Origin of the sequence: Desertimonas flava (assembly GCF_003426815.1) — a bacterium.
GTDB lineage: Bacteria > Actinomycetota > Acidimicrobiia > Acidimicrobiales > Ilumatobacteraceae > Desertimonas > Desertimonas flava.
This window is the reverse complement of record NZ_QKYK01000001.1, coordinates 23,395-46,032: the sequence shown is the minus strand read 5'-3', so window position 1 is coordinate 46,032 and position 22,638 is coordinate 23,395. Positions and strand designations below refer to the sequence as shown.

General features: G+C 70.8%; 19 protein-coding genes. 5 read left to right on the top strand and 14 right to left on the bottom strand.

The window, feature by feature from the left end; all coding sequences use genetic code 11:
• Positions 1-81 precede the first annotated feature (81 nt).
• The 4 genes from DN771_RS00185 to DN771_RS00175 form a co-directional block, all read right to left on the bottom strand.
• The gene (locus tag DN771_RS00185; RefSeq protein WP_116995324.1) at positions 82-1,347 is read right to left on the bottom strand and encodes an RNA polymerase sigma factor; all 1,266 of its coding nucleotides are present in this window, start codon (positions 1,345-1,347) and stop codon (positions 82-84) included.
• Positions 1,344-1,694: a YciI family protein gene (locus DN771_RS00180; RefSeq protein WP_116995323.1), complete on the bottom strand. Its 351-nt coding sequence runs from the start codon at positions 1,692-1,694 to the stop codon at positions 1,344-1,346. Before DN771_RS00180 ends, DN771_RS00185 begins: the two co-directional genes overlap by 4 nt.
• A gap of 71 nt (positions 1,695-1,765) precedes the next feature.
• Positions 1,766-2,233, bottom strand: coding sequence for a DUF6069 family protein (locus DN771_RS29075; RefSeq protein ID WP_162941376.1), 468 nt, complete (start codon positions 2,231-2,233; stop codon positions 1,766-1,768).
• Positions 2,234-2,449: 216 nt separating this feature from the next.
• Positions 2,450-4,954 carry an ATP-dependent Clp protease ATP-binding subunit gene (locus tag DN771_RS00175; protein ID WP_116995322.1) on the bottom strand — a complete coding sequence of 835 codons (2,505 nt, stop codon included), beginning with the start codon at positions 4,952-4,954 and terminating at the stop codon, positions 2,450-2,452.
• A gap of 211 nt (positions 4,955-5,165) precedes the next feature.
• On the opposite strand from DN771_RS00175, the gene DN771_RS00170 reads away from it, so the two are divergent.
• Positions 5,166-5,735: an FMN-dependent NADH-azoreductase gene (locus DN771_RS00170; protein WP_116995321.1), complete on the top strand. Its 570-nt coding sequence runs from the start codon at positions 5,166-5,168 to the stop codon at positions 5,733-5,735.
• 18 nt (positions 5,736-5,753) lie between these two features.
• Here DN771_RS00170 and DN771_RS00165 read toward each other — a convergent pair whose 3' ends face one another.
• Positions 5,754-6,662 (bottom strand): heme-dependent oxidative N-demethylase family protein, encoded by a 909-nt coding sequence (locus tag DN771_RS00165; RefSeq protein WP_116995320.1) that lies wholly within the window; start codon positions 6,660-6,662, stop codon positions 5,754-5,756.
• Positions 6,663-6,671: 9 nt separating this feature from the next.
• Here DN771_RS00165 and DN771_RS00160 point away from each other — a divergent pair, with 9 nt between their 5' ends.
• Positions 6,672-7,340 (top strand): DUF2461 domain-containing protein, encoded by a 669-nt coding sequence (locus DN771_RS00160; RefSeq protein ID WP_162941375.1) that lies wholly within the window; start codon positions 6,672-6,674, stop codon positions 7,338-7,340.
• A gap of 16 nt (positions 7,341-7,356) precedes the next feature.
• Here the strand turns inward: DN771_RS00160 and DN771_RS00155 are convergent, their stop codons facing one another.
• The 3 genes from DN771_RS00155 to DN771_RS00145 all read right to left on the bottom strand — a co-directional run bounded on the left by DN771_RS00155 (position 7,357) and on the right by DN771_RS00145 (position 11,180).
• A complete protein-coding gene (locus DN771_RS00155; RefSeq protein WP_116995318.1) occupies positions 7,357-7,797 on the bottom strand; it encodes a cyclic nucleotide-binding domain-containing protein in 441 nt (146 codons plus the stop codon).
• Between the two features lie 69 nt (positions 7,798-7,866).
• Positions 7,867-8,532 carry a Crp/Fnr family transcriptional regulator gene (locus DN771_RS00150; RefSeq protein ID WP_116995317.1) on the bottom strand — a complete coding sequence of 222 codons (666 nt, stop codon included), beginning with the start codon at positions 8,530-8,532 and terminating at the stop codon, positions 7,867-7,869.
• Positions 8,529-11,180 carry an ATP-binding protein gene (locus DN771_RS00145; RefSeq protein ID WP_116995316.1) on the bottom strand — a complete coding sequence of 884 codons (2,652 nt, stop codon included), beginning with the start codon at positions 11,178-11,180 and terminating at the stop codon, positions 8,529-8,531. Before DN771_RS00145 ends, DN771_RS00150 begins: the two co-directional genes overlap by 4 nt.
• Before the next feature lie 222 nt (positions 11,181-11,402).
• Between DN771_RS00145 and DN771_RS00140 the strand changes: the two genes are divergently transcribed.
• Positions 11,403-12,026 carry a TetR/AcrR family transcriptional regulator gene (locus DN771_RS00140; protein ID WP_116995315.1) on the top strand — a complete coding sequence of 208 codons (624 nt, stop codon included), beginning with the start codon at positions 11,403-11,405 and terminating at the stop codon, positions 12,024-12,026.
• Between the two features lie 24 nt (positions 12,027-12,050).
• Here DN771_RS00140 and DN771_RS29070 read toward each other — a convergent pair whose 3' ends face one another.
• The 6 genes from DN771_RS29070 to DN771_RS00105 all read right to left on the bottom strand — a co-directional run bounded on the left by DN771_RS29070 (position 12,051) and on the right by DN771_RS00105 (position 18,462).
• Positions 12,051-13,196 carry a CehA/McbA family metallohydrolase gene (locus tag DN771_RS29070; protein WP_162941374.1) on the bottom strand — a complete coding sequence of 382 codons (1,146 nt, stop codon included), beginning with the start codon at positions 13,194-13,196 and terminating at the stop codon, positions 12,051-12,053.
• The gene (locus DN771_RS00125; protein ID WP_116995312.1) at positions 13,193-14,275 is read right to left on the bottom strand and encodes an ABC transporter ATP-binding protein; all 1,083 of its coding nucleotides are present in this window, start codon (positions 14,273-14,275) and stop codon (positions 13,193-13,195) included. The genes DN771_RS29070 and DN771_RS00125 overlap by 4 nt, the downstream gene beginning before the upstream one ends.
• The gene (locus DN771_RS00120) at positions 14,275-15,096 is read right to left on the bottom strand and encodes a carbohydrate ABC transporter permease (RefSeq protein WP_116995311.1); all 822 of its coding nucleotides are present in this window, start codon (positions 15,094-15,096) and stop codon (positions 14,275-14,277) included. The genes DN771_RS00125 and DN771_RS00120 overlap by 1 nt, the downstream gene beginning before the upstream one ends.
• Positions 15,093-15,896, bottom strand: a complete 804-nt coding sequence (locus DN771_RS00115) for a carbohydrate ABC transporter permease (RefSeq protein WP_205528340.1) — start codon at positions 15,894-15,896, stop codon at positions 15,093-15,095. The genes DN771_RS00120 and DN771_RS00115 overlap by 4 nt, the downstream gene beginning before the upstream one ends.
• 119 nt (positions 15,897-16,015) lie before the next feature.
• Entirely contained in the window at positions 16,016-17,638 is a 1,623-nt protein-coding gene (locus tag DN771_RS00110; RefSeq protein WP_116995309.1) for an extracellular solute-binding protein, read from the bottom strand.
• 146 nt (positions 17,639-17,784) lie between these two features.
• Positions 17,785-18,462 carry a YdeI/OmpD-associated family protein gene (locus DN771_RS00105; RefSeq protein WP_116995730.1) on the bottom strand — a complete coding sequence of 226 codons (678 nt, stop codon included), beginning with the start codon at positions 18,460-18,462 and terminating at the stop codon, positions 17,785-17,787.
• Positions 18,463-18,564: 102 nt separating this feature from the next.
• On the opposite strand from DN771_RS00105, the gene DN771_RS00100 reads away from it, so the two are divergent.
• On the top strand, positions 18,565-21,840 hold the full coding sequence (locus DN771_RS00100; RefSeq protein ID WP_116995308.1) for a DEAD/DEAH box helicase: 3,276 nt from the start codon (positions 18,565-18,567) through the stop codon (positions 21,838-21,840).
• Complete coding sequence (locus DN771_RS00095) at positions 21,837-22,571, top strand: SWIM zinc finger family protein (protein WP_116995307.1); 735 nt, start codon at positions 21,837-21,839, stop codon at positions 22,569-22,571. Before DN771_RS00100 ends, DN771_RS00095 begins: the two co-directional genes overlap by 4 nt.
• Positions 22,572-22,638 lie beyond the last annotated feature (67 nt).

Genomic DNA, 22,638 nt, shown 5'->3' with positions numbered 1-22,638 from the left:
GACCCGAGTACGGAAGCGCCCGGATCGGGGCCTCCCGTACTCGGACGACTTCGCATGACCAGCGTTCGCCGAGACGGAGTGTCAGACCAGCCGGGCGCGCTCGTCCTCGAGGAAGCGGCGCTCGACGGGATTGTCAGTCAGGGCGAGCGCCCGGTCGAACGCCGCCACGGCGTCGGCCGTACGTCCGCAGCGGGCCAGGACCCCGGCCCGCGCGGCGTGGTATGGCTGGTAGCTCTCCACGGCGTCGCCGTCCACCAGGTCCAACGCCAACAGGGCGTCGTGCGGGCCGTGCAACTCGCCGATGGCGACGGCCCGGTTGGTCGCCACTACCGCGTCGGGCCGGAGCGCGTACAGCTGGTCGTACAGGGCGACGATCTGATCCCACGCGGTGGCGTCGGCGGTCGGCGCATCGGTGTGGACCGCGGCGATCGCCGCTTGGATCTGGAACATGCCCGGCTGGTTGCGGCGGAGGCACGCCCGCACCAGCCGATGCCCCTCGTCGATCCGCTGGCGATCCCACCGGCTGCGATCCTGATCGGCGAGGCGGACCATGCGACCGTGTTCGTCGAGCCTGGTCTCGCGACGGGCGTCCGTGAGGAGCATGAGGGCGAGCAGACCCACCGCCTCGAGCTCGTCGGGCATCAACTCGACGAGCACCCGGCCGAGCCGGATCGCCTCGTCGGACAGATCGACCCGGACGAGCGATTCCCCGCTCGGGGCCGTGTGGCCGGCGGTGAACACCAACGAGATGGCCACCAGCACGGCGTGCAGCCGATCGGGCAGCTCGGCGGCCGCGGGCACCCGGTACGGCGCGTGGTTGTCCCGGAGCTTGCGCTTGGCCCGCACGATGCGCTGGGCCATCGTGGCCTCGGGCACGACGAAGGCGGCGGCGATGTCGGGGGTCTCGAGGCCGCCGAGCAGGCGCAAGGTGAGGGCCACCTGGGCATCGGTGGCGAGCGCCGGGTGGCAGCACAGGAACATCAGGCGGAGCTGATCGTCGGGAACGACGTCGACGAGCTGATCCAGCTCGTGCAACTCGTCCCGGTACGGGTTGGAGGAGGCGTCCATGTCGGTCTCGTGGAGACGGTGAGCGGCGACGTAGCGGTCGGTTCGCGACGACTCTCGGCGCAGGCGGTCGATGGCCCGGTTGCGGGCAGTCGTGGTGATCCACGCTCCGGGATTGGGCGGCAACCCGGTCTGCGGCCACACGTCGGCTGCGATGGCGAAGGCCTCGGCGACGGCGTCCTCGGCGAGGTCGACGTCGCCGAGGACCCGGATCAGCGTGGCCGTGCAGCGTCCCGACTCCCGCCGGAACACCTCCGCCAGCTCGTCGCCGCCACCGGTCATTCCGACTCGAAGGGCCGGACTTCCACGGGCTGTTCGCACGCCACGGTGGCCTTGGCGGCCCACTGGAGGGCGGCATCGAGATCGGCGGCTTCGATGACCCAGAAGCCACCCATCTGCTCCTTGGTCTCGGCGTACGGGCCGTCGATCATCGACACCTCGGAGCCGGCGGCGCGAACCACGGTGGCCGACGAGGCGGGACGCAGCCCACCGCCGAAGACCCAGGCGCCGACGCCCATCATCTCCTCGTTGAGCGCGCTGACCTTGGCCAACTGGCGCTGGGCATCGGGGGTGTCGAAACCCGTGTCGTAGTCGTCGTCGTGCCAGACGGACATCAGGTACTGAGGCATTGCAGGTTCCTTCGTCGGTGTTCGTGAATGAGGACGGTGCTGGAGGGCGGAAGTGAGCGATGATCCGGAGGTCACCCGCGGGCTCGGCGGGCGAGCAGCGGGACGGCGATGACGGCGGCGACCACGTGGGCGGCGACGAGACCCAGTCTGCTCGCCGTGTCGGGCGGTGAGGTCAACGACGGGATGCACGACGCTGCGGTCAGAGCTGCGGCGATCTGCACGAAGCGGCGGCGGGGCGCCACCGAGAAGCGGTTGAGCGCGGCCAGCAGCAACCCGCCGACGACGACGCCGACGAGCGTGAGGGTGGCGAAGCCGCCGACGGGGATCTGCTCGCCGTCGATGCGGAACGGAACGCCGCCGGCCCGGGCGGCGCCGGCGACGGCCATCGCTCCGGCCGACGCGGCGACGGCGGCCACGGCGGTGGCGCGGAGGACGGGGACCCGGCGCCGCGGTGTGACCTCGGCGAACGGGGTGGACGGGGTGGCCGGGGTGGACGGGGTGGACGGGGTGATCGTGGCGGGGACGGCGGTGGCGGTCATGGTTGATCCTTTCGGGTGGTGATGGAGGTGCGTCGTGCGCCTCTCATCACCACGACGAACGGATCTCCGCCGATCGACACCCGTCGCCGAAAAACTTCTGCTGGCGCGAAAAGGCCGTTCCACGACGTTCTCGCGCCAGCAGAACCCATCGCCTCGTTCTGCTGGCGCGAGAAACCGGTGGCAGAGGGTCTTCGCGCCAGCAGACGAGTCGGGCCGTCAGGAGCCGGGGGTGACGGTGATGGTGCCGTGGCCGTCGGCGTCAAGGGCGACGTCGACGGTGATCGTGCCGCCGTCGACGACCTTGCCCTCGAGCAGCAGCACGGCCGCCCGGTCGCCGATCTCGCGCTGGATGATGCGCTTCAGGGGACGGGCGCCGAACGCCGGGTCGTAGCCCTCGGTGGCCAGCAGCTCCATCGCCACCGGGCTCACGTCGAGCGCGATGCGACGATCGGCGAGCCGGTCCCGCCACGTCTGGAGCTGGACCTCGACGATGCGGGTGAGGTCGGCCGGCGCCAGCGAGCGGAAGCGGATGATGTCGTCGACGCGGTTGACGAACTCGGGCTTGAAGAACTCGAGCGGGTCGCCCGGGAGGTTCGACGTCATGATCAGCACGACGTTGGTGAAGTCGACCGTGCGTCCCTGGCCGTCGGTGAGGCGGCCGTCGTCGAGCACCTGCAGCAGCACGCCGAACACGTCGGGGTGGGCCTTCTCGATCTCGTCGAGGAGGACGACCGAGTACGGGCGCCGGCGCACGGCCTCGGTGAGCTGGCCACCCTCGTCGTAGCCGACGTAGCCGGGGGGCGCCCCGATCAGGCGGGACACCGAGAACTTCTCCATGTACTCGCTCATGTCGATGCGAACCATCGCCTGGTCGGTGTCGAACAGGAACTCGGCGAGGGCCCGGGCGAGCTCGGTCTTGCCGACGCCGGTGGGCCCGAGGAACATGAACGACCCGATGGGACGGTGCGGGTCGGACAGCCCGGCTCGGCTGCGTCGGATGGCGTTGGCCACCGCGGTGACCGCGTCGTCCTGGCCGATGACCCGCTGGTGCAACTCGTCTTCGAGATGGATGAGCTTGGCCGCTTCGGACTCCATCAGCCGGCTGACCGGCACGCCGGTCCACTTGCCGACGACCTCGGCGATGTCCTCGGCGTCGACCTCCTCCTTGAGCATGCGGTTCCCGGACTGCAGCTCGTCGAGGTGAGCGGTGGCCTCGTCGATGCGACGCTCGAGCTCGGGGATGCGGCCGTAGCGGATCTCGGCGGCGACGTTGAGGTCGGCTTCCCGCTCGAGCTGGATGCGCAGGCCCTCGAGCTCCTCCTTGAGCGTGCGGATGGCGTCGATGGCCTGACGCTCGGCCTCCCAGTGCTTCTTCATCTCGGCCGACTCGGCGTTGAGCTGGGCGAGCTCGTCGACGAGCGCCTCGAGGCGGGCCTTGGAGGCGTCGTCGCTCTCCTTCTCGAGGGCGACCTGCTCGATCTCGAGCTGCAGGATGCGCCGCTCGACGACGTCGATCTCGGTGGGCATCGAGTCGATCTCGATGCGCAGCTTGCTGGCCGCCTCGTCGACGAGGTCGATCGCCTTGTCGGGGAGGAAGCGGTTGGTGAGGTAACGGTTCGACAGCACGGCGGCGGCGACGAGCGCCGAGTCCTGGATCCGCACACCGTGGTGCACCTCGTAGCGCTCCTTGAGACCGCGAAGGATGCCGACCGTGTCCTCGACCGACGGCTCGGCCACGTACACCTGCTGGAAGCGACGCTCCAGCGCCGGGTCCTTCTCGATACGCGTGCGGTACTCGTCGAGCGTCGTGGCGCCGATCATGCGCAGTTCGCCGCGCGCCAGCATCGGCTTGATCATGTTGCCGGCGTCCATCGCCCCTTCGGCCGCGCCGGCGCCGACGATGGTGTGCAGTTCGTCGACGAACGTGATGACCTCGCCGGCCGAGTCGGTGATCTCCTTGAGCACCGCCTTGAGCCGCTCCTCGAACTCGCCGCGATACTTGGCGCCGGCCAGCATCGACGCCAGGTCGAGGGCGACGAGGCGCTTGTTCTTGAGACCCTCGGGCACGTCGCCGTCGGCGATGCGCCGGGCGAGGCCCTCGACGATGGCCGTCTTGCCGACGCCGGGTTCGCCGATGAGCACGGGGTTGTTCTTGGTGCGCCGGGAGAGGACCTGGATGACGCGGCGGATCTCGTCGTCGCGTCCGATGACCGGATCGATCTTCCCGTCGCGGGCACGCGCCGTGAGGTCCTGGCCGTAGCGCTCGAGTGCCTGGAACTGGTCCTCGGGGTTGGGCGACGTCACGCGGTGCGAGCCACGAACCTCGGCGAGCACCTGGAGCAGTTCCTCGCGGCCGACCCCGAGGCGGTCGGCCATGGCGAGCAGGAGGTGCTCGACCGACAGGTAGTCGTCGTGGAGGTCCTTCTGCGCCTGCTGCGCGGCGTCGAACACGGCCGAGATCTCCCGCCCGAAGCGGGGATCGTCGCCGCCGTACGCCTTGGGCAGGCGGGCGACCGCCTCGTCGGCGCGGTTGCGGATCATGAGCGGCGCCTGACCCAGCTTGGCGAGCACGGCGGGGACGACGGTGTCGTCCTGGCGCGCGATGGCGGCGAGCAGGTGGTCGGGGGTGAGCTCGGGGTTGGAGTTGGACTTGGCCGAATCGACGGCCGCGCTGACCGCCTCTTGGGTCTTCAGGGTCCACTTCTTCGGGTCGAGCACCATGGCGACAAGGGTATCGATGGGATCGGAAGTTGAGTCATATCCTGTCAACTTTTCGCTTGGAGTTGGCTCAGCTTGACCGATACGAAACCAGTGCTCCGACCGCGCGACGGAGGGCGGCCCTGGAGTACTGTGTCGCTCGTCACCCGCGGGTGAGGTGAGAGACCATTGTCGGCCCCCGCGCCCGCGGCCGTTCAGGAGAACGGAGTTTCCGATGACGGATCGGATCGTGTTGCGTGTGGATTCCGGGGTGGATCACCCCGCGTCCGTGAGCCGAGCCCTCGCCGACGAGCTCGTGCGCCGCGTCGTCGGCGACGGTGATCGTCTCGTCGAACGGGACGTGTCGCGTGGGCTCCCGTTCGTCGACGTGCCGTGGGTGGCCGCGGCGTTCGGCGACGGCGACCACAGCGCGCTCGCCCTCAGCGAGGAGCTGATCGCCGAGCTGATGTCGGCCGAGGAGCTGGTGCTCGTCGCCCCGGTGTACAACCTCGGCATCCCGGCGACGTTGAAGACGTGGATCGACCAGGTCGTCCGCGTCGGCATCACGTTCCGGATGACCCCCGACGGGCCAGAGGGGCTGCTCAATCTGCGCCGGGCGTGGATCGTCACGAACTCCAGCGGGACCGTCATCGGCAGCCCGCTCGACTTCAACACGGCGTACCTGAGGACCGTCCTTCACGTCGTCGGGGTCCACGACGTCCACATCGTGGCGCCACGCGAGCGACTCGATCCCAGCATCGAGGCGGTCGAGTGGGTCGACGAGGTCGTCCCCGCCGGCCCGTAGCCGGCGCGACGCCCGACGTCAGCCGTCGAGGAGCCCGGCGAGCGCCGGGCGGATCCCCTCGAGCTGCTTGTAGGCGGCGATGTCGTCGGGCATCGTCGCCAAGGCCTCGAGCAGACGGTTCATCGGCTCGCCGGCGGCCACCTCGCGAAGCGGTCGCGTGTAGGTGCGGATCGTGAACAGGACGGCGCCCGTGCGGGGGAACCGGCGGAGCGTCTCGCGCTCGATGCGGACCACGAGATCGTCGAGCCCGACACGGCCGGAGCGGGGCGCAGCCGTGCCGTCGAGCGGCTGGTACAGGTCGTCGGTGTCGAGCACACCCCACCCCAGCCGCCAGAAGCTCTTGGCCGGCGTGAGCCGCTCGAAGAACTTGGCGATCGGCTCACCGAGCTGCTCGTTGAGCTGGCTCACCGGTTCGTGCACCTCGACGAGCGACTTGCCCAGCTTCGACGCCAGATCCCACCGATTGGGGAAGCAGACCGACCCGGCGGCGAACACCAACTCGGGCGCCTCGACCATCACGATCAGGTCCTCCTGCACGAGCCGTGCCGCCACCTCGAGCGGGTGACGGTCGGGATCGTCGATCAGGACCCGCTCGTCGAGGCGCCGGTTCACGAGGCCGTCGCCGTCGCGGGCGAAGTCCTCCGGGAAGCGGGTGGCGAGGTGGTCGACGATCGCGTCGCGCACCTCGGCGCAGCCGTCGACAGCCTCGGGCATCGCGGCGAACACCGTTCCCGGGTGCCGGGCCTGGACCTCCCGCTTGCGTGTCACGTCCCGCTCGTAGTGGTCGCCGAGCTCGATCCAGTCGGCGAGGTCGAGCGGGCGCAGCGCCAGCCTCCAGCGGAACGGCCCACCCGGGCCGTCCGCGTACGGGGCGTACTGCGGGTCTCGTACCACCGATTCCACGGCGATGACGGTATCGCTGGGCATGCTGGGTGGGTGAGCAGCTTCCGTGGCTTCCCGCCCGATGCCCTGGCCTTCTTCGCCGAGCTCGAAGGCAACAACGAGCGGGCGTGGTGGCAGGCCAACAAGCCCCGGTTCGACGAGGCCGTACGCGCCCCGATGCGTGCCCTCGTCGACCTGCTTGAACCGGAGACCGGACCCTTCCACATCTTCCGCATGAACCGCGACGTGCGCTTCTCCAACGACAAGACGCCGTACAAGACCGCCCAGGGCGCCGTCACCGAGACGGAAGGCGGCTCGATGCTCTACGTGCAGATCAGCTCGACCGGGCTGTTCGTCGGTGGCGGGATGTACCACGCCGCCACCGACCAGATCGCCCGGATGCGGCGGTCGATCGACGCCGAGGCGTCGGGCGCGGCATTCGTGGCCGCGATCGCCGGGGTTCGCCAGGCCGGACTCGACGTCGGCGGGGGCGCCGAGCCGGCCTTGACGACCGCTCCCCGCGGCTACTCGCGCGATCACGCTCGCATCGAGTACCTACGGTGGCGGGGGTGCAGCGCGGGCAAGGAGCTCGGCTCGCCCGCGTGGCTTCACACGGCCCGGGCCGCAGACCGAATCCGGGCGGTCTGGGCCAAGGCCGAGCCGGTGCTCTCGTGGCTCGACAGCAACGTCGGACCGAGCGAGACGGCGCCGCGAGAACGCTGACGCGACATGCCGACCGTCAGGCCGCGACGATCGCGCCGATCTGCAGCGTCTCGGTGTCGCGCACCCGCTGGGCGAGCTGCGTGGCCACGCGACGGGTGAAGTTGGGCGACGAAGCCATCATCGAGGCGAACTCTCGTGGACCGCACACCAGAACCACCAGCCCCGACTCCGCCACGACCGTCGCCGTGCGACGACCGCCGTCGAGCAAGGCGATCTCGCCGATGCAGCCCCCGGGACCGACCTCGGCGATCTCCACTCCGTCGCGCCGGATCGAGACCGTGCCCTCGACGATGGCCATGAACTCGCGCGCCGGACCACCTTGACGCATCAGCGTGGTCCCGGCGGTCACGCGGTGCTCGCTGAACGTCTTGGCGGCGACCTCGCGCTCCTTCGCCGAGCAGGTACGGAAGAGGTCGTGCCGGGCGATGCGTGCCGTGATGGAGTCCCGATTCTTCATCGGGTCATCGTGCGCCCGCGGCCGAGGCGGCGCAGGCACCGATCGCGCCCGATCGATGAGTCATCGTGCTCACGCCGACGACACCGACGCGCGCATCCGCACCGAATCGGTGTCGATGACGACGATCGACTTGGCGCTCGTGCGGACCCAACCGAGTCCCCGCAGGTCGTGGAGCACACGGACCACCGCCTCGCGCGAGAGGCCCGCCCACGCGGCGATGTCGCCCTGCGTGAGCGGTGACGCGATCACCGTGGTGTCGCCGTCCGTCTGCCCGTAGCGGTCGATCAGCTCGACCAGCCGGCGGCACACCCGGCCGACCGCGTCGAGCGCCCCGTACTCCGCCTGTCGGCGCGACGTCTCGCGGAGGCGCCGCGTCACCGACTTGAGCACCTTGGGCAACGCACCAGGCCAGTGCTCGAGGAACTCGTGGAACTCCGCCGCCGGAACGACGACCGCGTCGACGTCGCTCAGGGCGACGGCCATCGCCGAACGCTCCGTACCGTCGATGACACCGAGCTCGCCGACCACGGCACCCGGCCCGGCGACGTCGAGGACGACCTCCCGGCCACCAATGGTGGTGACCACCTTGACGTCACCACCGCGCACCAGGACGACGTCGTGCGGAGCGTCGCCCTCGAAGAAGAGGATCGAGTGGGCGGGAAAGCGGCGCTGACGTCCTCGCGCGATCAGGTCGTGGCGCTCGTCGTCGCTCAGCAGGTCGAGCAACCCGGTCATGCGGCCGACGCGATCCGACAGAGCGCCCTGCGCACCGAGTCCTCCAACCGCGAGACGGCCGCCGGCGAGCCGAGACGGGAGGCGCGCCGGGCGAGATCGACGAAGTCCATCATCGAGACCGACGCCGCCGACGGCCCGACCGGCACACTGGCCAGGTCGACGTCGGCCGGGAGCTGCCCGCCGCTCCGCAGGAACTCCAGGGCATAGAGCAGCGGGATCAGATCGACGAAGGCCCGACGGGACGGGAGGGCGTCGAGCTGGTCGAGGAATCCCCGGGCCGCCACGTCGGGAGCCAGCCGCGACAGGAGCCGCGAGGCGTTGCCGGGCAGCGCCAGCCGCGCGAGGGCGGGCGCCCGTGGGATCACGTCGAGCGCCCGCCCGATCAGCTCGAGCGCCCAGTCCGGAGACTGCTCGGCGACAGCCCAGGCGGCGCCCAGCAGGCAGGTGGCGCGGGTCAGCGCCATGTCCGCCCGATCGGCGACGTCGAGCGCCCTCGGCACGATCTGGTGCAGGTCGTCGGTGATGGCGGTGAGGCTGAACTGGTCGAGCACGGCGATGCCGAGGAAGAGGTCCCGGGTCGCCGGCCCGAACCGCTCGTCGTCGCTCGATCGCGCACACAGGGCCACGGACCCGTCGAAGTCGCCCGACCAGGCGAGCATGATCCAACGCATCAAGCCGCCGAGACCGGTGGGGTCGTCGGCCTCGACCGCCTCGATCTCGTCGACCCACCGGACGACCTGAGCGGGGTCGGTCGCTCCGCTCGCCGACACCACCAGGGCGCTCAACACGGCTCGCCGGTCAGCGGGCCGCGTGCACAGCTCGAGCAGCGGACGAACGACGTCGCCGAGATCGTGACGACCGAGAAGGAAGAACGCCGTTGCCGGCCCGCACAACCGGGCCGCCATCTCGGGTGACCGGCGATCGACGGCCGTCGCCACCGCCGTCCGCCAGTTGTCGGCTTCGCGCTCGAGACGCACGGCATTGCGCTCGACGGCGGCGGTGCAGATGTCGTGCTCGACGCGTTCGGTGAGCCCGACGACCCACGCCGCGTGCGCGGAGAGCGCCTGGTCGGCCTCGCCCGACTCGGCCAGGCGTTCGGCGGCGAACTCGCGGACGGCCTCGAGCATCCGGTAGCGCACGTGGTCCGCCGACACGTGGGGCGTGAGCAGGCTGTGGGCCACGAGCGACGTCAACTGCTCGGCGACGAGACCGGGACCGAGCCCCTGGGCCTCGGCGACGCTGCGCACGGCGTCGATCTCGAACCCGTTGCGAAACACCGACAGCCAACAAAAGAGCCGCTGCTGGTCGGCGTCGAGGAGTCGGTACGACCAGTCGATCGTCGCCCCCAACGTCCGGTGCCGCCCGCCGCCCGAGCCACGGTCGGCGAGGGCGGCGAGCCGGTCGTCGAGCAGCTCGAGCACGGCCGGCACCCCGAGCGATGCGACACGTGCCGCGGCCAGTTCGATCGCCAGGGGTACCCCCTCCAGGCGCCGGCAGAGGCGTTCGATCATCGCATGCGTGACGAGCCCCAACTCGGCACCCGCCGACTCGGCGCGCTCACAGAACAGGGCGAACGCGGCGTCGGGATCGAGCGGCCGGAGGACCACCACGTGCTCGCCGTCGACGGCGAGGCGGCGGCGGCTGGTGGCGATCACGGTCAGTGCCGGATGAGCGGTGAGCAGCCGGTCGACTGCGGCCGCGGCCGCGGCGACGACGTGCTCGCAGTTGTCGATCACGAGCAACGCCGGTGGTGATCCATGGTCGGGGCGCGGGGCACCCGATCCGGCCAGCCCGGGCAGCATCCCAACGGCGGCACCGACCACGTCGCCGACATTGTCGGCGACGGTCACATGCGAGAGATCGACGAACCACGTCGCCCGCTCTCCACCGGCCACCTCCGCTGCTGCTTCGAGGGCGAGACGGGTCTTGCCGATTCCGCCCGGACCGACCACGGTGACGATGCGGTGGGTGGCGGCAGCGCCGCGGACTCGCCAGACGTCGGCGCTGCGGCCGACGAGCGACGACCGGGGCAGCGGCAGGTTGGTGACCATCGGCTCCACCCGGCCGATCGGCTGCGGAGCGTCGAGCTCGTCACCGGTCACCGCGACCTGCCAGAGGTGCTCGGGCTCGGGCAGACCCCGGAGCATGTGAACACCGCGGTCGACGAGCTCCACCGGGCGGGCCGATCCTCGCACGAGCGCCGCGGCGACGTCGGAGAGCAGGATCTGGCCGCCCTGGGCCGTCGACATCACGCGTGCTGCACGGTTGACCGTGCGACCCCGCAGATCGTGCCCGACCTGCTCGACCTCGCCGGCGTGGATGCCCATGCGGACGGCGAAGCCCAGCGGTGCGACGTCGTGCTGGGCAGCGATCGCCGCGTGCACGGCGCCGCTCACCGACGCGAACGCCGCGGCGACGCCGTCGCCCATCATCGAGAAGATCGTCCCGCCGTGGGCTGCGATCGCCTCACGGAGCAGATGGAAGTGCCGCTCCACGAGCGCCGACATCGCCGGCTGCTCCTCCCAGTGGCGCGCCGATGACTCGATGTCGGTGAAGAGCAACGTGACCATCGCGTTGCGGCGTTGGCGCGACTCGGTCGGCACGAGCGATGCGCCGGCCGGGGCCGGCCAGCTGAGGGGTGGGGTCATGAGCTATCGGTGAGCAACGAGCCTCTCGCACGGCGCACAGCGAAGGGTCGGGGGACTGGACGCCACGATTACGTCGGGGGTGACGTCGGGGATGGCGTCGAGGGGAGACGTCGGAAACTATTCTGAGTGGGACCTTAAAGTCCTACTCCGATATCTTCGGAGGCGTCAACCGAATTTCGCCGGCCGGTGGGGCCGGCCGCGGACGAGGAGCCGCGTCGACACATGGGTGGAACCACACAGACCGACGGCCGACGGGAGCGTTCGCGGCGCACGGCGGCGAAGATCGTGACGGCCGCCCGACGACGGTTCGTCGAGAACGGATACGTCGAGACCACCGTCGAGTCGATCGCCGAGGCGGCGTGCGTGTCGCCGCAGACCGTGTACTACGTGTTCGGCACCAAGCCCCGCCTCCTCGACGCCGCGCTCGACGCCACCATCGCCGGAGACGACCAGCCGGTCGCCCTCATCAAGCGCGGGTGGGTCGACGCTGTCGAGACGGCCACCGACGCAGAGGGCGCCGTCCGAGCGATCGCCGCCCTCGCCGTGGCTGTGCTCGCCCGGGTCGAGCCGATGCTCGAGGTGGCCCGGCGGGCCGCGTCGGTCCCCGAGGTGGCGGCGATCTACGACGAGACCCGTCGACGCCGACGCCTCGACCAGCGTCAGCTCGTGGAGCTGCTCGCCGGGCACGGTCATCTCCGCGACGGTCTGGCCGTCGACGACGCGGCAGACGTCGTCTACGCGCTGATGAGCGAGGAGCTGATGGTCTCGCTCGTCACCGAGTGCGGCTGGTCGGTCGAGCGGTTCGGCGACTGGTTCGCCGACACCCTCGTCGCCCAACTCGTGTGACCGCACCGATCGGCGAGCGGAGCGTCAACACGAGACGGCGGCGACGCGAGCGTCGGACCGGTCGACGAGCCGGGCCAGGCCGCCCCCGGGGGATTCGAGTCGGCAGCCGTCGGCGTCGACGGCCACCAACTCACCGTCGACACGCACCAGCACCGGTGACGTGGGCGATGCACTGATCGCCACCCGACCCTCGCTCATCGCGGCGAGCACGGCGCCGACCGTGCGGTCCTCGGATTCCACCCACGTGGTGGGAGCGCCGGGGACGACCCCTTGACCGTGGCGGTGGAAGTCGCTGCCGCCGATGCCGATCGAGCCGTGGTCGGGCCAGTCCTCGAACGGCTCGGGATCGGCCCGGTCCCAGGTGGAGTGCCACATCTCGACCAGGGGCGCCGGCTCCCGCAGCGGATGACGCCACGAGCAGTCGCCGGCCCACGGATGGTTCACGGACATGAGTGCGCCGCGCGCCGCCGCTTCGCGCCGCCACGTCTCGGCGGGCTGACGGAAGTCGATCCAGCCGACGTCGCCGAACACGTTGGCGTGGCCCTCGTCGGTGGTTACCTCCTGGCCGGGCACGAGCACGACACCGGCGTGCGCTCCGGCCGCGGCGAGGAACGGGTGATGGCTCACCGTGTTGTGGTCGGTGACCGCCAGCACGTCGAGCCCGCGCGATGCCGCCAGGTTGGCCAAGTCGACGATCTCGAGCGCGCCATCGGAGTGCACGGTGTGGCTGTGGAAGTCGCAGGCCAGCCACTCTCGCCCGGCGGCAGCTGGCAGGCGGCGTCGTTCCGGGCGCTGCGGGCGGGGTGGGGCGATCGGAGCCGGGGGCGGTGCGACGGGATCGACATGGACCTCCACGCCGACCTCGACATCGACACCGGCGCCGCCGACGCGGTACAGCCCGAGCACCACGCGCCACTCGCCGGCCAGCTCGCCGGGCTGGTAGCCGGGCGTCGCCCACGTGGGCGCGACGGTCACCTCCGACCGCTCGCCGCCGGACCAGCCACGGAAGCGGTCGGGGCCGTCGAGGCCGAGATCGACGGTGGCCAGCGAACGGTCGTAGGCCATCGTGACGGTGAAGGCCGACGCGCCGCGCGGCACCTCGAACGGCACGTACTGGTACACGCTCACCGCCCGGTCGTCGAGCGTGAAGTGCCGACGCTCGACGCTCACGACCTCGTCTCCGCGGCGCTGAGCAGCTCCCCGTCGGCACGGTCGTACAGGAGCACCCTGCGGGCCGACGGCAGTACGGAGACGTTGTCGCCTGGTTGTGGCTCGGTCCCCTCCTCGACGGCCGCGCGGATCTGCTGGCCATCGCCGACGACGACGGTGACGAGGAACGACGCGCCGAGGTTCTCGGTGATCGACACCGTGCCGGTGATCCCACCGTCACGGCCGATGGCGACGTACTCGGGCCGAGCGCCGTAGAAGACCTCTCGCCCGGCATTGGCACCGGCGATGGCGGCGTCGACGGGCAGGACACCGCCGTCGATCTCGACGCCACCCTCCACCACCACGCCGGGGATGAGGTTCATCGGGGTCGACCCGATGAACCCGGCGACGAACACGTTCGCCGGCCGGTGGAAGAGCTCGGACGGTGTGCCGACCTGACGGATCCGACCGGCCTCCATCACCGCCATCCGGTCGGCGAGGGCGAGCGCCTCACTCTGGTCGTGGGTGACGAAGACCGCGGTCGTGGCCAGGTCCCGTTGCAGCTGTTTGATGAACGTCCGCGCCTCGAGCCGGAGGCGGGCATCGAGGTTGGACAGTGGCTCGTCGAAGAGGAAGACGTCGGGACGGGTCGCCACGGCGCGGGCCAGCGCGACGCGCTGTTGCTGCCCACCAGACAGCTGGCCGGGGCGACGGTCCATCAACCCGCCGAGTGAGAGGCTCTCGCCCGTGCGTTCGGCCTCGGCGCTGCGCCTCGACTTGGCCACCTTCTTGATGCGCAGCGGGTAGGCGATGTTCTCGAGTACCGACATGTGCGGGTACAGGGCGTAGTCCTGGAACACCATCGCCAGGTTGCGGTCGCCGGGCGGCAGCGCGGTGACGTCGCGCGCGCCGATGTGGAGCGACCCCTCGGTGACCGACTCGAGGCCGGCGATCGTGCGCAGCAACGTCGTCTTGCCGCACCCCGACGGCCCGAGCAGGGCGAAGAACTCGCCGTCGCCGATCGTCAGGTCGAGGGCGTCGAGCGCCTTCACCCCACCCGGATACACCTTCGTCAACGAACTGATCTCAATCCCAGCCACTATCTCTTGATGCCTCCGTGGAATCGGAACCCGTATCGCTTGTTGACGAACCAGTAGAGCAACAGGATGGGCAGCGTGTAGATGAGGGCGAAGGCCGAGATCGACCGCAGGTCGGCCCGTCCCGCCTCGTCGGCGAAGCTGTACATCAACACGGCCGCCGGCGACTTGTCGGCCGAGCGCAGCAGGATGAAGGGGACGAGGAAGTTGCCCCACACCTGGACGATTCCCCACACGCCGATCACGGCCAGCCCTGGCCTGATGACGGGGATGACGATGTGCCGCAACGCCTGGAACGACGACGCACCGAACACCCGGGCCGATTCCTCGTAGCTGCGGGGGATGGAGTCGGTGAAGTCCTTGAGGATGAAGATCGACGTGGGCAGCATGCCGCCGGCGAGCGCCAGCCAGACGCCGTGGAACGTGTCGATCATGTCGAGGCCGAACATCAACAGGTACAGCGGCAGGATCGCCGCAGCCCCGGTGATCACCGACGACAGCAGCAGCAGGACGTAGAGGAACACGTCGCGGCCCGGGAACCGGATCCGGCTCAGCGCGTACGAGGCCGGCGCGGCCACAGCGATGACGATGGCGACCGCACCGACGGCGAGGAAGATCGAGTTGCGCAGTGCGGGCAGCACGTCGTCGCGTTCGAACACGCGGCGGAAGTTGTCGAACGTCGGATTGGACGGTGTCGCCCGCAGCGTCGGCTTGCCGTTGAACGGGGCGAACACGAGCCACAACATCGGCACCGCGAAGAAGACACCGATGAGCGACGCGAAGCCGACGAACGCGACCCGCTTGGCGAGGGCACGGGGGTTCATCGGCGTGACCGGCCGGCGCGTAGATAGAGCGTTGCGATCACGAGGTTGACGACGAGGATGAGCGCGGCGATCGCCGACCCGTAGCCGAGCTGGGGCGTCGCCCCACGGAACGCCTCGGCGTACATGTACACCGACAGCACCTGGGTGCGCCGGCCGTAGCTCTCACCGATGAGCAGGAACGGACCGAAGTCGTTGAACGTCCACAGCGTGATCAGCAGCAGGTTGGTGAGGATGTAGCCCTTCACCGACGGCAGCACGATGCCGGTGAGCTGCTGGCGGACCGAGGCCCCGGCCAGCTTCGCCGTCTCGAGATACGACGGCGGCAGCGAGTTGATCGCCGCGCCGAACAGGAGCATCGAGAAGGCCGTGCCGCGCCAGATGTTGAACACCACGATCGACAGGAGTTGGTGGTCGATCAACCACCTCGGGTTGCCGGGGATGAGGGCGTTGAGCGTGCCGTCCTCGGCGAGGAACGCCCGCCAGAGATAGGCGACGACGGTGCCGGGAATGATCCAGGCGGCGACGACCACCAGCTCGAGGGCCCGCCGTGCCCAGCCGGTCCAGTTCCGGAACATCCACGCCAACGTGAAACCGAGGGCGGCCTGGCCGATGACGGCCGAGAACAGCACGTACCGGACGGTCGTCTTGAACGAGTTCCAGAAGCGGTCGTCCTCGAGGGCATCGCGGTAGTTCTCGAGGCCGATCCACTGGGGATCGATCGCCCGGACTCCGGTGAGCGTCCGGTCGGTGAAGCCGAGGTACAACGTCCAGACCGCCGGGACGATGAGGAACACCGCCACCACGGCCACGGCCGGCGTGACGAACGCGGCGGCTCCACGCGCGCCGAACAGGTCGCCGCCCGCGCGAGTCCGCGGGCGGCGACCTGTGGTGGCAGGTGTGGGGGCGACGGCCTCGACGGTCAGGGCTCGGTGCCCGCCGCAGTGTCGCCCGGAGCGGCGCTCGTCGCCGGCGCGCCGGTGTCGGCGGACGCTCCGGTGTCGACCGGCGCGCCGGTGTCGGGAGCGACGCTCGGTTCGGGCGCCGCGCTGTCGTCGGGCGCGTCGGTCCCGGGCGCCTCGCTCGCCGCCGGGGCACTGCCGTCTGTGGCGCCTGAGTCGGAGGGAGCGACGGCTGCGGGATCCTCCTGGGTGATGTTGTCCTCACCGACGATGTCGGCGAGGGCGGCCTCGAAGTCGGCGGCGGCGTCCTCGGGGGACGTACCGGTGACGACGGCCTCGACGGCCTCCTGCAACGCCACCGACACGGCCGGGTACTCGGCGAGTCCGGGTCGGTAGTGGGTGACGGGCAGCACCTCGGAGGCGACGAAGCTGAGCATCGGGTCGTTCGACAGGATCGCCGCGTTGGTGTCGTCGCGCGCCGTGATCTGGGCGGTCTCGCTGTAGCGCTCGGCGAGCACGTCGGGCGAGAGGATGAACGTCATCAGCTCCCAGGCGAGATCGGGGTGCTCGGTGTTGGGGTTGAGCACCCAGGCGCCGCCGCCGGACATGGACGCGAAGTCGAGTCCGCCGAGTGCCCCGCCGGGCTCGTAGGCGGGGATGCGGGTGTAGCCGACGATCTCGTCGCGACCCTCCATCGGGAAGTTGCCGGTCTCCGGGTTGACGACGCTACGCCACAGGTAGTCGCTCTCGATGAGCATGGCGATCTCGCCGTTGGCGAAGGCCTCGAACGTCTGGTCACGTCCGTCGGTGAGCAGCTGCCAGTCGACGTTGCCGAGCCCCTCGTCGCCGTACACCGTGGCGTACGTGCCGAGCATCTCGAGCATCGCCGGCGACGCCCCGGTCCACAGACCGCTCTCCTCGTCGTACACCTGGCCGCCGGCGGCGGCGAGGAGCGGGAGGGCACCCTGCATCGTGGTGGCCTCGCCCATCGCCACACCGCCGTTGAGCTGGATCGGCGTCACGTCGGGCAGCGCCTCCTTGATGGTGCGCGCAGCGTCGAGCACCTCGTCGATGGTCGTCGGCGCCCAGTCGGCCGGGAGTCCGGCCTGCTCGAAGAGGTCCTTGTGGAAGTAGATGACGCGGCCGTCGGTGCCTTGCGGGATGCCGTAGCGCTGACCTTCGAAGCTGGCGTTGCCCTGCACGGCTTCGTTGATCTGCGCCCAGCCGTCCCATTCGTCGGCAGCAGGCCCGACGACGTCGGCGAGCGGGGCGATGTACTCGGCGGTGGCGAACTCGCCGACCCAGATACCGTCGATGGAGAAGACGTCGGGACCTTCCCCGGCTCCGAGGTCGAGGGCCAGCTGGCTCTTGTAGTCCTCGTCGTCGACGCCGCGTCCTTCGAACGACACCTCGACCGGCGTTCCCGCGGCGGCCATCGCCTCCTCGAACGCCGGGATGACCGTCTCTTCCAGCCATGCCGCCGAGGCCTGGTTCTTGCCCTCGGGCTGGTTGATCGAGTTGTCGAGCAGCGACAGCTGCACGGTCTCGGCGCCCGGCGGCGATGTCGCCACCCCGGTCGAAGCCGCTGTCCCGGCGAGCAGAACCCCACCGGCCAGGGCCGAGAACACCGTTCGTCTCCTCATCAGAGCCTCCCATGTGTCGCGGACGCCGACGTTGGCGCCCTGTTATCACCCCGCCGGGATACTAAGCCGGGCGCGGCCGGGTCAAGGACCGACCCCAGATCGTCGGCCCGGCGTCACGTCCCGGCCACTGTTGCGATGGTCCGTCGTCATGGCCGCGCGGACCGAGCCGCCGCGGCAGCACGTTCGAGCCACTTGGGCGGGTCGCCGTAGGCCTGGATCTTGATGAGCCGGCCGCTCGCACAGTCGTCGACGAGCTGGACGATGCGACGTTCGCGGGTGGCGTCCTGCTTCGCCGAGCACACCCAGGAGACACAGATCCGCCGGTAGGACGGTGTCGCCTGGGCCCAGAACGCCGCAGCCGCCGCATCGGCGGCGAGGAGCGCGGCGTGCTCGGGACTCAGCTCCGTGCTGCTCTCGTAGGAGTACGCACCGCTCCGGTCCGCACGTCGGGCCTCGTAGGCAGCGAGTCCGGCCGGGGTCATCCGGCCCTCGGCAATGAGGCGTTCGACCGTCTCGATGTTGATCTTCGACCAGTTGCTGCCGCGTCGGCGGGGCGTCCAGCGCTGGCGGCGGCGGTCCTCGTCGATGCGCTCGGCCTTCGAGTCGATCCATCCGAAGGCGAGGGCCTCGGGGACAGCCTCCTCCCACCTCAACCCGCGGTCGGCGACGTGACGCCTGTTCAGTCCCATCCACAGTTCGGACGCCGTCTCGTGGTTGGCCTCCAGCCAGGCGCGGAACTCCTCGGGCCCACTGAAGAAGATCGCCGGGCGGTCCTCGGTTCCGCCCTGTCGCCCGAAGGTTCGTCCGGTGGATCGCGGTGCCATCGGTCCACCATGCCACGACCGGACGGCGGTCAGCGACACTTCGACCAGCGGGGACTCCCGGCCACGGCCCGAGTGTGACAGTCGATCGTTAGGGTCAACGTGATGGTCCGCGGGTCGGCACTCGCGTCGCCTCGCGCGACGGTCCAGGCATCGGTGGTGGTGTCGTGGCAGCGCGACGCGGTGCACGTGTGGGGCTGGGACGGGGTGCAGACGATGCCGCCGATGTGGCTCTACAGCGGCTTCCGCGAGTCCGGTTGGCCCGGGTCGCCGTCGGCCCACGGGTTCCACTCGTCGCTCGACGTCGTCGCGCCCAGCGGCGAACGCCTGCGGCCGATGTCGGTGCGGCTCGATGCGATCAGCGGGCTGAGCTGGCTGCGCGGGGCGGCGGCCGCACCGAGCGACTCGGCGCGCTGGTTCGGCGCCCTGGCGGTGCTGGCCACCGACGTCGTCGCGGCGGGGGGCGTGATCCCGCGGATCGAACGCAACGAGCACGAGCCGCTCACCTCGGCCGACACGATGTTCTCGCACGTCGCCGCCGACGTGGGGTGGGCGGCGATCCTCACCCAACCGGTCGTCGCGGCGCTCGACGAACTGAGCCGCGTGATGCCACCGATCTGCCTCCCCGACGTCCACCGCGAGGATGCCAACCTGCGCCGGGACACGGTGCAGATCATCTTCGAACGATTCGTCGACAACGCGGCGCGAGCCGCGCTCCAGCGCGAAGGATGGGAGCCCGACGTCCCGCGTGACCGTTCGCCGGCCACCGCGGTCGCCCGCCTGGTGTTCCGCTCGCTCACGGGCCAGGACCGGCGCGTCCAGACCACCCGGGCCACCCACACCGATGCCCTCGTCACGGTCGACGAGGCGTTTCGGCGCCTCGGCAATCGCGCCCGCGGCGAGCCGGTCCTCGAGCGTCGCCTTCGCCTCGTCGTCCCCGACGATCGCTTCGAGCCGTGGCGTGTCGACCTCGAGTTGGTCGACGAGGGCGATCCCGGGCGCTGGTGCTCGGCCGCCGACGTGTGGGCGCGCACGCCGCTCGCCGTCGAGGTGGCGGGCGGACCCGAGCACCTCCCGTTGCTCGAAGCCCTCGTCGCCGAGACGGCAATCACGGTCGCCGCGGCGGTCGACGTGCTCGGCGCCTTCGCCGACGCCCGCCAGCCCACGTCGGTCGAGTTCGAGGTCGACACGGCCGAGGAGCAGACCCACGCCATCGACGAGCTGCTCGACCAGGCCCCCGCCGCCCTGGAGCGGCGCGGCATCACCCTGATCGGTCCCGAGCATCTCGTCCGCTCGCAGATCGCAGTCCGCGGACGGGCCACACGGGCGCAACCCAGCGACCGGCGGGCCGGACTGAACCGGGACACGATCGTCGAGTGGACGTTCACGGCGGCCGATTCGGCCGGTCCCGTGGCGATCAGCGATGCCGAGCTCGCCCGCGCCGAGGAGACCGGATCGTCGCTGCTGCACATCGGCCACCGCTGGGTGCGCATCGACCCGGCCGCCCTGCGCAAGGCCCGGGCGCGGCACGACGAGTACCTGCGGCGTGTCGAGGAGCTGGAACGGGCCGGCGTCGACCCCCTGGCGATGCTCCGTCTCGCCGCCGACGCCGCGGCCGCCGGCGACGAGATCGACGCCGACACCGACGAGATCCCCGACGGTTCGCAGGTGTCGGCGGCGTGGTCCGGGCTGCTCCTCGGCGGGCTCCCCGACGCGCAGCTGTCGGAGGAGCTCGAGCCGCCGTCGTTCACCGGGACGCTCCGCCCGTACCAACGGCGCGGCCTCAGCTGGCTGCGGTTCCTCGACCGGCTCGGGTTGGGCGGCTGCCTCGCCGACGACATGGGGCTCGGCAAGACGGCCACCACGCTCGCCCACCTCGTCGATCGCCCGGGCCCTCATCTCGTGGTCTGCCCGCTGTCGGTCGTCCACAACTGGGAGACGGAGGCCGGCCGCTTCGCGCCGTCGCTGCGGGTCCGCGTCCATCACGGGTCGGGCCGCCACACCGGCGGCCGCGACGCCGACGAGGCCGACACCGCGGTCACGCTCGCCGGGTACGACCTCGTGGTCACCACGTACGGGCTGGTCAACCGCGACCTCGCCGTACTCGAGGCGGTCGACTGGTCGACGGTCGTGCTCGACGAGGCGCAGTTCGTGAAGAACCCGGCCACGCGTGCGGCCCGGGCCGTGCGCAAGCTGCGGGCCGGGCAGCGGCTGGCCCTCACCGGCACACCCGTCGAGAACCGCCTCTCCGAGCTGTGGGCCATCCTCGACTGGGTCAATCCCGGGATGCTCGGGACCAGGGACCACTTCCGGCACCGCTACTCGAAGCCGATCGAGCGCGGCGCGGGCAACGATCCCAACAGCACCGGCGACGACGGGAGCGACGCGCTGGTCGCCGCCGAGGCGGCGGCCGCGCTCAAGGCGATCACCCAGCCGTTCGTCCTGCGCCGGTCGAAGGCCGACCGTCAGCTCGTCCCCGACCTCCCCGACAAGATCGAGCAGATCGCCTATGCCGGCCTCACCCGCGAGCAGTCGGTGCTCTACCAGAAGGTCGTCGATCAGCTGCTCGAGGAGGCCGGCGAGATGGAGGCCACCGCCGGCTCCCGCGCCAACTCGCGGGAGGCGATGAAGCGCCGATCGATCGTGCTGGCCGCGCTCACCAAGCTCAAGCAGATCTGCAACCACCCCGCCCACGCGCTCGGCGACGGGTCGCGGCTGCACGGCCGATCGGGCAAGCTCGCCCGGTTCGACGAGCTTGTCGACGAGCTCGTCGACGTCGGAGAGCGCGCCCTCGTGTTCACGCAGTTCGTCGAGATGGGCTCGCTCCTGCAGCGCCACGTGGCCGAGCGCCTCGGCTGGTCGGTGCCGTTCCTGCAAGGCTCGATGTCGAAGAGCCGGCGCGATCGCGTGGTCGCCGACTTCCAGGCCGGCCTCGGACCGCCGCTGCTGATCGTGTCGCTCAAGGCCGGTGGCACGGGGCTCAACCTGACGGCCGCCAGCCAGGTCATCCACTACGACCGCTGGTGGAACCCGGCCGTCGAGAATCAGGCCACCGACCGGGCCTGGCGCATCGGCCAGGGCCAGACCGTGCTCGTGCACAAGCTGGTGTGCGAAGGCACCGTCGAGGAGCGCATCGCCAAGGTGATCGACGACAAGCAGGCGCTCGCCGACCTCGTCGTCGGCCAGGGGGAGGCCTGGCTGTCGGAGCTGTCCACCAGCCAGCTCCGCGATCTCGTGAGCCTCGACACCAGCACGGCGTCGACGGTGGGCGATGCCGGCCCGGCCGTCGATCCGGCCGAGCCCACTGCATCGAGGACCACCACGTCGGGCACCACGCTGCGGGCGGTGCCCGACCTGTCGGCCGAGGAGGACGCGTCGTGAGCCGGCCACGCCGGAGCTTCGGGCAGCAACCTGGCCGGCTCGTCGCCACGATGCTGCGCGCCCTCGCCGCCGAGCTGTCCGACCCGGGCCGTTACGCCCGGGCCAAGGCCTACGCCCGCGACGATGCCGTGATCGAGATCGACATCCGGCCCGAGGTGGTCTCGGGCCTGGTGATGGGCAGCCGGCGCGATCCCTACGAGGTGCTCCTCGCCGTCGACCCGGTGCCCGACGACGAGCGGGCCCGGGCCAACCCCGAGTCGATCGGTTCGATGACCCTGCTCATCCCGGGGCGTGACGAGCTTGCCGTGTCGTGCTCGTGCCCCGACGCCGCGGGCACGCTGTGCAAGCACGCCATCGCCCTGTTGCTGGTGTTCGCCGACGAGACCAGCATCGAACCGGAACTCCTCGTGCGCTGGCGCAGCGAGGATCCCGACCGCGACCGGCCGCGGCCGGGCGTGCAGCGCATGGCACCGCGCGGCCGTGTCATCGACGCCGACGACCCCACGACCGTCACCCTGCCCCCGCCCCGCCAACCGGCCCGGGCTCCGGCGGCCCGCGTCGACATCCTCGCCGGTCTGCTCGACGCCTCAGGACCGCTCCCCGACCTGCCCGCACTCGCCCCCTTCACGCTCCCCGCGCCGCCGGTGGCGGTGCTCAACGACCCCGCCCAGCGCCTCCTCCACGAGCTCCTCACCAGCGCCCTCGCGGCCATCACCACCCGCCCCCGCTGACCTTCTGGGCGCGGATCGTGCCATTTCACGATCTAGGCGCGATCCGTGACGCTCAGCGTCACGATCC